General features: G+C 62.9%; 4 protein-coding genes. 3 read left to right on the top strand and 1 reads right to left on the bottom strand.

The window, feature by feature from the left end; all coding sequences use genetic code 11:
• Positions 1–172 precede the first annotated feature (172 nt).
• Positions 173–8,599, top strand: a complete 8,427-nt coding sequence (locus tag BcanWU425_RS35235) for a VCBS domain-containing protein (RefSeq protein ID WP_445818646.1) — start codon at positions 173–175, stop codon at positions 8,597–8,599.
• 79 nt (positions 8,600–8,678) lie between these two features.
• Complete coding sequence (locus BcanWU425_RS35230; protein ID WP_018457599.1) at positions 8,679–10,910, top strand: CHASE2 domain-containing protein; 2,232 nt, start codon at positions 8,679–8,681, stop codon at positions 10,908–10,910.
• 255 nt (positions 10,911–11,165) lie between these two features.
• Here BcanWU425_RS35230 and BcanWU425_RS35225 read toward each other — a convergent pair whose 3' ends face one another.
• On the bottom strand, positions 11,166–12,761 hold the full coding sequence (locus BcanWU425_RS35225; protein WP_018457598.1) for an ABC transporter substrate-binding protein: 1,596 nt from the start codon (positions 12,759–12,761) through the stop codon (positions 11,166–11,168).
• A 210-nt stretch (positions 12,762–12,971) separates the two neighbouring features.
• On the opposite strand from BcanWU425_RS35225, the gene BcanWU425_RS35220 reads away from it, so the two are divergent.
• Complete coding sequence (locus tag BcanWU425_RS35220; protein WP_204513227.1) at positions 12,972–14,630, top strand: ABC transporter substrate-binding protein; 1,659 nt, start codon at positions 12,972–12,974, stop codon at positions 14,628–14,630.
• Positions 14,631–14,692 lie beyond the last annotated feature (62 nt).

Genomic DNA, 14,692 nt, shown 5'->3' with positions numbered 1-14,692 from the left:
TTGAAAGATTACTTTGGCTTCCCTGCAGGTGCCCAGCCGTCCGAGAGCATCGACCGCTTGGTGATGCGAAATCACACAAGCAATAGGTGGTTTCGCTAAGGACTTGGTAATGATATGCAAGTTTAGGCGAGCGATACTTACTTAGATTTTAACTCCTTTTTTGGTGCCCGGATTGAATTACGCTGGCAAATTTGACGCCGCGATTTCCTTGGACGGCTTGGGTTCCCGATCGCCCGCCGATGGCCATGTCGATTCCTTTACTGCGAAGGCACACGGCCACGTGCCCGATGGCGCATTCGTGGTTCCCGACCCGAACCTGATCTTCAACGGCGATTTCAAGCGCGCCGGTCTCGATCTCGTGCTGTCCCATGATGGGCACGATTTCGTCGTTCACGATTATTTCAGGGGCGACAAGCGCGCGGCGATCGCCTCGCCCGACGGCGCGCACCTCACCGGCGACGTCGTCAACGCACTCACCGGCCATGTGCAATACGCGCAGGCCGCCTCAGGCATTGCCGCCGCGCAGGTCATCGGCCACGTCACCAAGCTCTCCGGCAGCGCGACCGCGGTCCGTAACGGCGTCTCCGTCATCCTGAACAATGGCGACAACGTCGAGAAGGGCGACGTGGTCTCGACCGGCGGCGACTCGACGCTCGGCATTACGTTCATCGACGGCACGGTGTTCGGCCTGTCCTCCAATGCGCGGATGGTGCTGAACGATATGGTCTACGACCCCAACGGGTCGAACAATTCCTCTCTGCTCAGTCTGGTCGCAGGCACCATCACTTTCGTTGCCGGTGAGACCGCTAAGCACGGCGACATGAAGGTCGACACGCCGGTCGCCACCATGGGCATCCGCGGTACGGCGGTGCTGAGCCAGATCAACTTCGTCGTTCCCGCTGGCGGCGGCGATCCGCAGCCGCAGGCAAGCTTCCAGGTGCTGGTCGAGCCGAACGGCACGACGGGCTCCTACATCCTGTTCGACAAGGTCACGCTGCTGCCGATCGCGACGGTCAACCAGGCCGGCCAGATGATCCAGATCAGCGGCGGCAACGTCTCGATCTCCAATGCGCTGATGTCGCCGGACATCCAGAAGCTGATCACGGACGTGTTCACGCTGAAGTTCACGGACAACAACAGCAACACCAAGCTGACCCAGAACTTCACCGACTCGATCACGCAGACCGGCAACATTGTCTTCATCAAGACGGATACCGGCGCCACCGCGACCGCGACCTTTACGCATCTCCCTGAGCCGGGATCGCAGGGGACCGGCCATAATCCGTCGACCAGCACCCGCATTCCCGGCCCGCCCGTTCGTCAAAGCCTCGATCTCAACGGCAATGTGAAGACGGCGTTCGAGATGATCGAGCGCGCGGGCACGACCGGCGACACAACTCATTACGATACCATCTCCGGTCGCATCACCTTCGTCGATCAAAACCTGGCCGATCTGCCGACGGTGAGCATAGACCTCGGCGATGCGCCGAACTTTGTCTACAAGAACGCCGGCCAGCAGGATGTCACCGGCGCGCTCTCTGCACTCCAGAAGCAGGACATCGCGGCAACGCAGATCCAGCTCAGCGTCGCCGCAGCCGCCGGTAACAACAACAACGGCTCGGCGGTCTGGACCTACACGATTCCCGACCACGTCTTCGACTTCCTCGCGGCGGGCGAAACGTTGACGCTGACCTACAAGGTCCGCGTCAACAATAATTTCTCGGTCAATCCCGAAACGTCGACTATCGACATCACCATCACGATCACCGGCACCAACGACAAGCCGGTGATCACCACCAGCGTTCCGACCATCATCTTCGAAGGCGGCACCAGCGTGCCGGGTGGCCCGCTCACCAGCGATGTTCCCACGTCGGGCACGCTGAGCTTCGACGACGTCGATCTCACCGACAAGCATACGGTGTCGGTGGCGTTGACCAGCGCGACCCTGCCTGACGGCACCGTTCCGCCGGGGCCGCTTGCGGCGTTCCAGAGCGCGATGTCGGTCGCGATCGCGGCGGGCGCCGATAGCACCGGAGACGGCACCGGCACCATCAACTGGTCGCTGGCTGACCTGCCGGTCTATCTCGCCGACTTCATCCCCAACGGTGAGGTGCTGACGCTGGTCTACACCGTGACGCTCAAGGACGCGCAAGGCGCCACCTCCCAGCAGACCATCACCGTCACGATCACCGGCACCGACGCTCCCGCCGTGGTGTGGATCGCGACCGACAAGCCCGGCGCTCCCTCGGGCGGCTTCTGGAAGGATGCGGCCAACTGGGCAACCGGCACGGTCCCGACCATCAATGACGACGTCATCGTCATCACCGACCAGCTGCATGGGCTGACGCCGTCCTATCCGGTGACGATCGACACGGCAGCCTACGCCAAGTCGATCACGATGAACGACTACGACACCGCGGTCGGCCACAAGGCGCCGGAAGTCATCAACAAGAGTGCGTTGACGATTGCGGGCGAGATCAGCCTCAAGGCCGATTCGAAGCTCACCAATTTCACGGCAAGCACGATCTCGGTTGGTGGCAAGGCTGAGTTCCTGGACAGCAGCGTGCTCACCAATGCCGGCTACCTGACGCTCAAGGGCGGCGGCGATTTCGCCAACGGCACCACAATCACCAATTCCGGCACGATCGAGCTGTTCGGCGGCACGCTGAAGACGCTCGCCGGAATTAACAATGCCGGCGGCACGCTGAAGGCCGATGCCGGCACGACGCTGATCGTCGACACCGCCACCATCAGCGGCGGCACGGTCACCATCGCCGGCACGCTGGAACTCGACGGCTGCAGCGTCCTCAAGAACGGCACGCTGAACAATTCAGGGGCGGTCAACGTCAAGGGCACGGCGGATTTCGCCCACGAGACCGTCGCAAACACGTCCGGCGGCACGATCAAGGTGCTGGCGAATGGCTGGCTGACGATCGACCAGGGCTCCGGCGTCGCCAACACCGGCAACGTCACGGTGGACGCCACCGGCAAGCTGACGGTCAACGGCGCCACGATCAGCGGCACCGGCACGGTCACCGGCAACGGTGAGATTGATCTCACCGGCGCTGCGGTGCTGAGCGGCGGCATCCTGAACAACAACGCGGTCTTTAAAGTCAGCGGCAGCGGCAACGCGCTGGACCACGAGACGGTCACGAATGCGAGCACCGGCACGATCGAAGTGCTGGCGAACGGCGCGCTGACGATCGACCAGGGCTCTACGGTTGCGAATGCCGGCAACGTCACGGTCGATGCCAACGGCAAGCTGACAGTCAATGGCGCCACGCTCAACGGTGCCGGGACTGTCACCGGCAACGGCGAGATCGACCTGACCGGCGCTGCCGTGCTGAGCGGCGGCATCCTAAACAACAACGCGGCCTTCAAGGTCAGCGGCAGCGGCAACGCGCTGGACCACGAAACGATCACGAATGCGACGACCGGCACGATCGAAGTGCTAGCGAACGGCGCGCTGACGATCGACCAGGGCTCGACGGTTGCGAATGCCGGCAACGTCACGGTCGATGCCAACGGCAAGCTGACGGTGAACGGCGCCACGATCAATGGTGCCGGCACGGTCACCAGCAATGGCGAGATCGATCTGACCGGCGGCGCGGTTCTGAGCGGCGGCATCCTGAACAACAATGCGGCCTTCAAGGTCAGCGGCACCGGTAATGCGCTCGACCATGAGACGATCACGAATGCGAGCACCGGCACGATCGAGGTGCTGGCGAACGGCACGCTGACGATCGACCAGGGCTCGACTGTCGCGAATGCCGGCAACGTCACGATCGATTCCGCTGGCAAGCTGACAGTTAACGGCGCCACGATCAGCGGTACCGGGACTGTCACGGGCAATGGCGAGATCGATTTGACCGGCGCTGCGGTGCTGAGCGGCGGCATCCTGAACAACAACGCGGCCTTCAAGGTCAGCGGCACGGGTAACGCGCTAGACCATGGAACAATCACGAACGCGAGCACCGGTACGATCGAAGTGCTGGCGAACGGTGCGCTGACGATCGACCAGGGCTCGACGGTTGCGAATGCCGGTAACGTCACGGTCGATGCCAACGGCAAGCTGACGGTCAACGGGGCGACGATCAACGGCACCGGCACGGTCACCGGCAATGGCGAGATCGATTTGACCGGCGCTGCGGTGCTGAGCGGTGGCATCCTGAACAACAACGCGGCCTTCAAGGTCAGCGGCACCGGCAACGCGCTGGACCACGAGACGGTCACGAACGCGAGCACCGGTACGATCGAAGTGCTGGCGAACGGTGCGCTGACGATCGACCAGGGCTCGACGGTTGCGAATGCCGGTAACGTCACGGTCGATGCCAACGGCAAGCTGACGGTCAACGGGGCGACGATCAACGGCACCGGCACGGTCACCGGCAATGGCGAGATCGATTTGACCGGCGCTGCGGTGCTGAGCGGCGGCATCCTGAACAACAACGCGGCGTTGAAGGTCAGCGGCACCGGCAACGCGCTGGACCACGAGACGATCACGAATGCGAGCACCGGCACGATCGAGGTGCTGACGAATGGCGCGCTGACGATCGACCAGGGCTCGACGGTCGCGAATGCCGGTAACGTCACGGTCGATGCCAACGGCAAGCTGACAGTTAACGGCGCGACGATCAGCGGTGGTACGATCAACGGTCTCGGCACGATCGATGTCACCGGCGCCAGCAAGATCGATCAATCGGCGACGCTGAGCACCACTGCCGTGACGGTCGAGAGCGGCGTCATCCTGACGCTGGATGACGTGATAGTTGCGGGCACCGCAATCGCCAATCATGGCACGGTCAAGGTCGATGCAGGCAGCAAGCTGACATTGAACGGTGCGAGCCTGACAGGCGGCGCGCTCACCGTTTCGGGCACGCTGAATTCGACCTGCACAACTGCGATTACCGACGCCAACATCTCGAACAACTATCTGATCGAGGCAACCCTGGGCGCGTTGACGCTGCTGGCGACGACCTCCGCAAGCTCGATCGCGAATGGCGGCATCCTCAGGGCCAATGGCGCCGAGCTCGACATCAACGGCGAAGCCATCGCAAACACCGGCACGCTGGCGGCGATCAATCATGGGACACTGAAGCTGATCGGGATGACGGTGACCGACACCGGCAGCGGTAGTGTCTCGGTCGAGTCCGGCTCGACACTCGATCTTCAGGGCGCGACCATCGACGGCGGCACGGTGACGATTGCCGGTACGCTGGAATCGACCGGCACCAGCGCCATCGACAATGCCGACATTACCAACACCGGCACGATCACGGTCACCAGCGGTACGCTGACGATTGATCCCGCCACGCTTCACGCCATCACCAATCACAATCTCATTCAGGCGAAGGGCGGCGTGCTCGACGTCTCCGGTGAGGATATCTCCAACACCGCGGCTCTTGAGGCGGTCAACCACGGCACGCTGAAGCTGGCAAATCTCACCGTTAGCAACAGCAGTGCTGGGTCGATCACGGTCGACGGCACCTCGAAGCTCTATCTGACCGACGTTTCGATCAACGGCGGCAGCCTGAGCAATGCCGGCAATCTCTACAGCGCCGGCGTCGATACGGTCACGGGCAGCGTCACCAACACCGGCATCATCGAGGTCCAGAGCGGCATTCTCGACCTTGCGGGCGGCATCGCCGGTTCAGGCAAGGTAATCGTCGATGTTGGCGCGACGCTGGAGTTTTCGGGCGCGACCGGTTCGATCCACATCGTCAATTCCGGCTCCATCGTGGGCGCCGGTGGCAATGCGGCGATCCACATCCAGCAGGATACGACCGGTTCGGTGATCAACAATTCCGGCACCATCGGGCCGCCCGCCGCTTCGAGCGTGACCTCCGCGACCGATGCGATCATCGAGATCGGTGGCAGCCTCACGATCAACAACACCGGCCACATCAACGGCAATATCTCGGTCGCCAGCGCGACCTTCAATAACGAGTCCGGCGGCACCTGGACGGTCGCCGGCACGAGCGTCTTCGGCAATGCGTCGTCGATCGTCAATGACGGTGTCATCGATCTCCTCAACGGCGCCTCGATCTCCCTGGGTGGGCCTGGACTCGTCAATCACAGCCACATCGACAGCTGGGGCACGGCGTCGATCTCGGGCACCATCAGCAATACCGGCAGCATCGAGGTCCATGATGGCGAGCTGTCGCTGTTCGGCTTGCTGACCGGCACGGGCTCGGTCACCGTCGATGCCGGTGCGCTGCTGAAGCTCGAAGGCACGGTCGCGCAGACGATCAACCTCGCGGGCGACGGCGCCGCGGTTGAGATCGATACGGATACGTTCGGCGGATCGATCGCGGAGCTGTCCGCGAACGACACGATCGACCTGTCGACGATCAAATACGGGCTCGGCACCAGCGCGGTCTATGTTGCAAACTCCAATCCCGCGACCGGCGGCGTGCTGACGGTGACCGATGCGGACGGCAATCACATCAGCCTGAACCTGGCCGGCGCCGACTACAGCAATGCCCATTTCGCCGGGAGCGACGACGGCACTGGCCACACGCTGATCACGATGACCGATGACCACGCCCCGGCCTTCACCGCCGGCGGCGTGCTGGCGGGGGGCGTCTCCGAGCAGGCGGACGCCACCGGCGACTTCGCCACCTCCGATACCTCAACGCCTGCGACCGGCGCGATTGACTTCACCGACATCGACCTGACCGACCTGCCGTCGGCACAGATCACCGGCCAGGACGTGACCTCGCTTGGCGCCGATCACAGCACTAACCTCACCTCGTCGCTCTCGCTTGACGAGATCGCGGCGCTCAAGAGCGGGCTGACGCTTCTGCCGCAGGCCGGGCTGAACAATGGCATCGTCACCTGGAGCTATTCGATCGCCGACGGCGCGCTGGACTTCCTCGCCAAGGACCAGACCGCGAAGGTGGTTTCTACCATCACGAGCACGGACGATTACGGCGAGACCGCCACAACCGACGTCACGGTCACGATCACAGGCAAGAACGACGCGCCGACCTTGGCCGCGGTCACTACGGATCCGCTCGTCGATACCTCCGCCGCCGACAGCTTCTCGGACGTCACGGGAACGCTGGTCGGAACCGACGCCGACCATGGCGAGACGGCGGGGCTGACCTATGCCGTTCTGAACGCGGATAGTCATGGGACGACGGCTGGCCTGTACGGCTCGCTGACGGTCAACGCGAACGGCACCTACACCTACGTTCCCGATGCGGCTTCGATCAACGCGCTTTCGGAAGGCCCTTGTTCGGACGTCTTCACGATTCAGACCACGGACGCGCAAGGTGCTGTCGGCACGGCATCATTCACGGTTGCCGCAACAGGCGCCAACGACGCTCCGGTGTTGACCGATGGTAGCATCGGGCAGCTCACCGATACGTGCGCAGCGGATAATTTCTCTGACCTCACCGGACAGGTGGTCGGGACCGATGCCGACTCCGGCGATACGCTGACCTACACCTTGCTGAACGCAGATCACCAGGCAGTCGGAGAGGTCACGGGTCACTATGGCGCGCTGGCGCTCAACACGAACGGCACCTACACCTACGTTCCCGATGCGGCTTCGATTAACGCGCTGCCGGGCTGCTTGCACTATTCCGACAGTTTCACGGTCCAGGTCACGGATGCACATGGCGCCGCCTCCACGGCGATATACACGGTGGACCTGGCGGGCGCCAACGACGTGCCAACGCTGTCCGCTCTCAACCTCGGCAAGCTTACGGACACGGCGGCGACCGACACCTTCTCCAATCTCACCGGAAATCTCGCGGGCACCGACGCCGATGCCGACGAGACGGTGACGCTGACCTATTCTGTCCAGGATGCGGATAGTTGCGGGACGGCTCCAGGACACTACGGCGCGCTGACGGTCCACTCTGACGGCAGCTACACCTACGTTCCCGACGCGGCTGCGATCAACGCGTTGCAAGAAGGGCCCTTCGCGGATACGTTTACGGTCCAGACGACGGACGCGCATGGCGCGACCGGCACTGCGATACTCACGGTGGACGTGGACGGCGCGAACGATGCGCCGGTAATGGACGTCAACCAGATCAGCCTCACGCATGACGGCGCTCAAGTCACTGTGCACGGTATCTCGTCCACCGACTCCGATGCGGCTGCCAATGAAACCTTCACGCTCGTTGCCTCCGGCTCCGGTAGCAATTTGAGTCCGGCGTCGACGTCAGATACCTTGGCGCATATCAATTCCGCGCTGCAGACCGTGACCTACACTGATGCAAGTGAAGGTGCGGCCATACAGACGGTCACGCTCACCGTGGCCGACAGTCACAACGCAAGCAATACGGTTAGCCTGCTCTTTGGCACGGCCGGGCAAGATGACTTCATCGGGACAGGCCATCAGGACCAGTTCGTGTTCGCCGCCAGTTCCAACAACGATACGATCACCAATTTCACGCCCGGTCAGGACCATATCGACTTGTCGGCAGTCGTGACCGCCAGCGATTTTGGGGCATGGATGGCGCAGCACGTGGCGGCTTCGCCGACCAACTCCGCTGACACCCTGATCACGATCAACGCTTCGGACACCATCCTTCTGAAGGGTGTCGCCCACCTCCAGGCGAGCGACTTCATCGTCCATGCCTGATTGCTGCATGATGGGCCGCGATCGTCGGCAGGCCCGATCCACGCTGCCGTTCACCGCCAAAGCGTGATATCCAGCCACCATGAAACGTCTCAAGATCCTGCGGCGGTGGTTTGCGCGCAAGTTCGGGTTTGCGCGGCTGATGTGCCTTGCGCTGCTGGTCGTATTTGCCGGCGCTCGGCTCTGGGATCCGCCTCCGATCCAGGAACTGCGGCTGCGCACCTTCGACATGTTTCAATTGATCGATCCGCGCCACAAGACGGCGCGGCCGGTCACCATCGTCGACATCGACGACAAGAGCCTCGCCAAGCTCGGCCAGTGGCCGTGGCCGCGGACGCGGATCGCCGACATGATCCAGAACCTCACCAATCACGGCGCGGTGGCGATCGGCTTCGACGTCGTGTTCTCGGAGGCCGACCGGCTCAACCCGGATCTGGTCGCGAGCCAGATGCGCTACCTGGACGACGCCACCCGCGCCAAGCTGCGCGAGCTGCCGAGCAACGACCAGATCCTCTCCGAAGCGATCAAGCGCTCGCGCGTGATCCTGGGCGAGACTGGGCAGCGGGCGATTTCGTCCGAGGTCGACAAGTCGCTGCCCTTCACCGGCGTCGCGACGGTCGGCGAGGAGGGCGCTGAGCGCTTCCTATTCGAATTTCCCGGGCTGTTGCGCAACGTGCCCGAGATCGAGAAGGTCGCGGCCGGCCGCGGCCTGTTCTCGATCAAGACCGAGCGCGACGGCCTGATCCGGCGCGTGCCGATGATCATGCGCGCCCAGGGCATGGTCATGCCTTCGCTGAGCCTCGAGATTTTGCGCGTCGTCACGGGCACGCCGACCTTGCTGGTTCGGACCGACAAGACCGGCGTGCGGGCCGTGCGTCTCAAGGGCGTGGAGATCCCAACCGACAGGAACGGTCAGCTCTGGGTGCATTACGCGCGCCAGGATCCCTCGATCTACGTCTCGGCCGCCGACGTGCTCGACAATACGGTGCCGCCTAACAAGATCGCCGGCAAGCTGGTGCTGATCGGCACCTCGGCGGTTGGGCTCAACGACATCAAGACCACGCCGGTGTCCTCGACCATGCCCGGCGTCGAGATCCACGCCCAGGTGCTGGAGAGCGTGCTGAGCGGCGCGGTGATCTCCCAGCCGAACTATGCGCTCGGCGTCGAGCTGCTCGCCGCGCTCGTCATCGGCTTGCTCGTCATCATCTTCACGCCGAACCTCGGACCAGTTCGCCTCGTGCTTGCCGGCGCGACCTTCGCCGCTATCCTGATCGGAGTGTCCTGGTTCTTCTATGCGCAGCACCGCTATCTCATCGACTTCACTTATCCGCTGCTCTCGACCACCGCGATCTATCTGACGCTAATCTTCGCCAGCTTCGTGCGCGAGCAGCGCCAGCGCGTGCAGATCCGCGGCATGTTCGCGCAATACATGTCGCCGGTGCTGGTCGAGCAACTCGCGCAGTCACCGGAAAAACTCGTCCTCGGCGGCGAGGAGCGCGAAATGACGATCATGTTCTCCGACGTGCGCGGCTTCACCACCATATCGGAAACCTACAAGCACGATCCGCAGGGCCTGATCGCGCTGATGAACCGCTTCCTGACTCCGCTGACCGACGTGATCATCGATCAGAAGGGCTATATCGACAAATATATGGGCGACGCCATCATGGCGTTCTGGAATGCGCCGCTCGACGATGCCGAGCACGAGGTCAACGCCTGTGAGGCCGCGATCCAGATGTTGGAGAAGATCGACGCGGTGAACAAGGACCGCGAGCAGGAGGCCATTGATGGCGGTCACGTCTACATCCCGCTCAATGTCGGTATCGGTCTCAACACCGGCATCGGCGTCGTCGGCAACATGGGCTCCGACCTGAAGAAGAACTATTCGGTGCTCGGCGACAGCGTCAACCTGGCCTCGCGCCTGGAAGGCCAGTCGAAGGAATACGGCTTTCCCATTATCGTTGGCTCGCGCACCGCGCTCGCGGCCAAGGACAAGTTCGCGATCCTCGAACTCGACTTCATCATGGTCAAGGGCAAGACCGAGCCGGAGGTGATCTATGCCATCGCCGGCCGCGAGGATGTGATGCTTTCAGGCGCCTTCCAGCGCCTGCGCAACGTCACCATCGAAATGCTCGCCTGCTATCGCAGCCGCGACTGGCAGGGCGCGCTGGACGCGATCGACCGCGGCCGCAGGAGCGAGGATGCCGACACGCTGGAAAAGCTGTTCAAGCTCTATGAAGTGCGCATCAAGGAATTCCAGGTCAATCCACCGCCGGAAGGTTGGACCGGGGCCTATGCGCTGCTGACGAAATAAGGGAGGCGCTTGCTAGCGGCTAAACCCTCGGTGTCGTCCCGGCGCAGGCCGGGACCCATACTCCGCAGCAGAAGCTGTACGCCAGATCGGAGTTGGCTGTCGTTGCCGAATTCAACTCGGTGGTTATGGGTCCCGGCTACGCCGGGACGACAGCGGTGTTCGACGCCGCAGGCCGTCGCCTTAATAAGAGGTGTCGTCCTGGCTTTCGCCAGGACGACAGTGGTGTTTGCGGAAGCGGGGTGCCGACCTTGAGCCTCACTCCGCCCCGATCGTCGTGAGATCCTGGAACCAGTGCTGCGCCTGCACGAACTGCTTGACCTTGGGCGACAGCGCATGCGGGTTGGTGTCGTGCACCACCCATACCAGCGTGGCGTCGTCGACGATCAGCGCGTGCGCCTGCGCCAGCAACTCGTCCTGCTTGGCGCTGTCGAAGGTCTGCTTGGCCTCGTCGATCAGCGCGTCGGCCTTCGGGTTTTTGTAGCCGCCCCAGTTGACGCCGACCGGCGCGATCTGGCTCGAATGGAAGAAGCGGACGATGGCGTAGAGCGGGTCAGAGGTGACATAGGCGATGTTGTTGGCGGTGATGCCGGCGTTCATCTCGTCGGCCGCGCCCTTGCGCCAATGCGTATAGAGTGTCTCGAGCTCGACGACCTTGAAATCGATGTCGATGCCGGTCTCCTTGAAGCTCTGCTGCAAAAATTCGTTCATCGGCAGCGACAGCATCTGGCCGGTGCCGCCCTGTGCGATGATGAAGGTCGCTTTCAGCGGCTTCGCCTTGGAGTAGCCGGCTTCCTCGACCAGCTTCTTGGCGGCTGCGACATCGTATTTCAGCTCGAAGCTCGGCTTGCCGAACCAGGGGCTCGACGGATCGACCTGTCCCTTGGCGGGTTTCGCAAGGCCATTCATCAGGCCCACCACGGCTTCACGATCGATCGCGAGGTTCAGCGCCTTGCGCAGGCGGATGTCGGTCCAGGGCGAACCCGGCAGCACGCTCAGATGATAATTCCAGACATGCGGCGTAACGTTGTCGACGAGCTTCATGCCGGCGGCCTTGAGCTGCGGCACGGCATCCGGCGCCGGCGTCTCGATCAGATCGACCTGCCCGGCCAGCAGCGCATTGGTGCGCGTCAGCGCTTCCGGCATCGGCACCAGCACGAGCTTGTCGACCTTGGGAATACGCTTCTTGTTCCAATAATCCGGATTCTTCGTGAGCTCGGCGAGTTCGCGCGGCACCAGTTTTGTCAGTTTGAACGGGCCGGTCCCCGAAGGCTGGCTCGCGAACTTGTCCCAGTCCTTACCGAGCTTCTCGTATTGCGCCGGGCTGGAGACCAGGAACCACAGCATCTGATAGGGAAAGAAGGAATCGACCGTCTTGGTGGTGATCTCCACCGTGAAGTCGTCGATCTTGGCGTAGCTCGCGACCGAAGGCAGGCGGGTCTTGACCTGCGCACTCTGGCGCTTGTCGAATTGCGGCGCCTTGTCATTGAGCACCTTGTCCAGATTCCAGATCACGGCGTCGGCATCGAACTCGCTGCCATCGTGAAACTTCACGCCCTTGCGCAAGGTGAAGCGCCATTTGGTCTTGTTCTCGGCATCGACCCTCCACTCGGTGGCCAATCCCGGCACCAGCTTTCCCGGCCGGTCGGCGACGTCCATCTCCCACGCCACGAGCGGATCGTAGATGGTGTAGGCCGTGAACTGATAGGCGCCCGCGCCGCGATCGGGCTGGCCGGTCGTCAGCGGGATGTCCGCCATCGAGATGCCGTAGCGCAGCACCGTTTCGGCGCCCGCCGGAATCGCGGACAACGCCAGTGCAAGCACGGCGAAACAGGTCGATAGTCGGATACGCATGGGCCAAAGCTCCAAGGAAGAATTCAAGGACAATCGGAGCCAAACCTGCAATCTTGATGCCAGAATAGGCAGCGAGGTGCTTTCGCCGACGTGTCATCACAAGGACTTGTCGTCGCAGGGGCAATTTGCAGAATAAGTTTCCCCATTGGCATAGGCATTGCATACGATTGCATCAAAATTAGTCATCGAAGCCGGAAAAGGATTGAGTCAATGTTGATCAAGAAAAACAAGACCCGCGCGGCGCTGATCGCGTTGCTGGCGCTCAGTAGCGCGGCTGCGTGGCCGCGCGCGGCCACTGCCGAAACCGTGCTGCGCATCGCCATGACGGCTGCCGATATTCCGCGCACGCTGGGCCAGCCCGATCAGGGCTTTGAAGGCAACCGCTTCACCGGCCTCACCATGTATGACGCGCTCACCGGCTGGGACCTTTCCTCGGCCGACAAGGCGAGCGTGGTGATCCCCGGCCTTGCTACCGAGTGGAAGGTCGACGATGCCGACAAGACCAAATGGACTTTCAAGCTGCGGCCGGGCGTCACCTTCCATGACGGCTCGCCGTTCAATGCGGACGCCGTGGTGTGGAATGTCGAGAAGGTGCTGAAGCAGGACGCGCCGCAATTCGACGCCAGCCAGGTCGGTGTCACGGCCTCGCGCATGCCGACGCTGGCATCAGCGAAGAAGGTCGACGACATGACGGTCGAGCTCACCACCAAGGAGCCCGACAGCTTCCTGCCGATCAACCTCACCAATCTCTTCATGGCGAGCCCGGCGAAGTGGCAGGCCTTCTACGACAAGGCGGAGGGCGCCGACGCCAAGGCCAAGTCGCAGGCCGCATGGACCGCGTTTGCCAAGGACGCCGCGGGCACCGGCCCGTGGAAGATGGCGGGCTTCACCCCGCGCGAGCGGCTGGAGCTGGTCAAGAATGCGAGCTACTGGAACAAGGACCGCGTGCCCAAGGTCGACAAGATGGTGCTGTTGCCGATGCCGGAGGCCAACGCGCGCACCGCGGCGCTGCTTTCCGGGCAGGTCGATTGGGTCGAGGCGCCGGCGCCGGACGCGTTGCCCGAGCTCAAGCAGCGCGGCTTCAAGCTCTACGCCAACGAGCAGCCGCACGTCTGGCCGTGGCAGTTCTCGCGCGTCGAGGGCTCGCCCTGGAACGACATCCGCGTGCGCAAGGCCGCGAACCTCTGCGTCGATCGCGAAGGCCTCAAGGACGGCCTGCTCGCGGGGCTGATGGTGCCCGCGACCGGCACGTTCGAGGTCGGCCATCCCTGGCGCGGCAAACCGACCTTCGAGATCAAGTACGACAAGGCTGCTGCACAGAAGCTGATGCAGGAGGCCGGATTCGGCCCGAACAAGAAGCTGACGGTGAAGACCCAGACGTCTGCGTCCGGCTCGGGCCAGATGCAGCCGTTGCCGATGAACGAATATATCCAGCAGGCGCTGGCCGAATGCTATTTCGACGTGCAGCTCGATGTCATCGAGTGGAATACGCTGTTCACCAACTGGCGCCGCGGCGCCAAGGATCCCAGTGCCAACGGCTCGAACGCGACCAACGTCACCTATGCGGCGATGGACCCGTTCTTCGCGCTGGTGCGCTTCCTGCAATCGGGCATGGCGCCGCCGGTCTCGAACAATTGGGGTTTCATCAACAATCCCAAATTCGACGAGCTGGTGAAGAAGGCGCGGCAGACCTTCGATCCCGCCGCGCGTGACGCCGCGCTCGCCGAACTGCACGCGGCCTCCGTCGATGACGCGGCCTTCCTCTATGTCGCCCACGACGTCGGTCCCCGCGCCATCAGCCCGAAGGTGACAGGCGTCGTGCAGCCAAAGAGCTGGTTCATCGACTTCTCACTGGTGTCGATGCAATAGTTCGCGCCTCATACGCAGTGCACCCTCTCCCCTTGCGGGAGAGGGTGGCTTCGCGCAAGCGA

The sequence above is a fragment of the Bradyrhizobium sp. WU425 genome (genome assembly GCF_021052305.1).
Taxonomy (GTDB): domain Bacteria; phylum Pseudomonadota; class Alphaproteobacteria; order Rhizobiales; family Xanthobacteraceae; genus Bradyrhizobium; species Bradyrhizobium canariense_D.
Note: the sequence above shows the minus strand (reverse complement) of the source record. Positions and strands in the feature narration are given on the sequence as shown.

Coding starts and splice junctions, on each gene's coding strand:
- BcanWU425_RS35230 (WP_018457599.1), top strand. CDS start 8,679: ATGAAACGTCTCAAGATCCTGCGGCGGTGGTTTGCGCGCAAGTTCGGG.
- BcanWU425_RS35225 (WP_018457598.1), bottom strand. CDS start 12,761: ATGCGTATCCGACTATCGACCTGTTTCGCCGTGCTTGCACTGGCGTTG.
- BcanWU425_RS35220 (WP_204513227.1), top strand. CDS start 12,972: ATGTTGATCAAGAAAAACAAGACCCGCGCGGCGCTGATCGCGTTGCTG.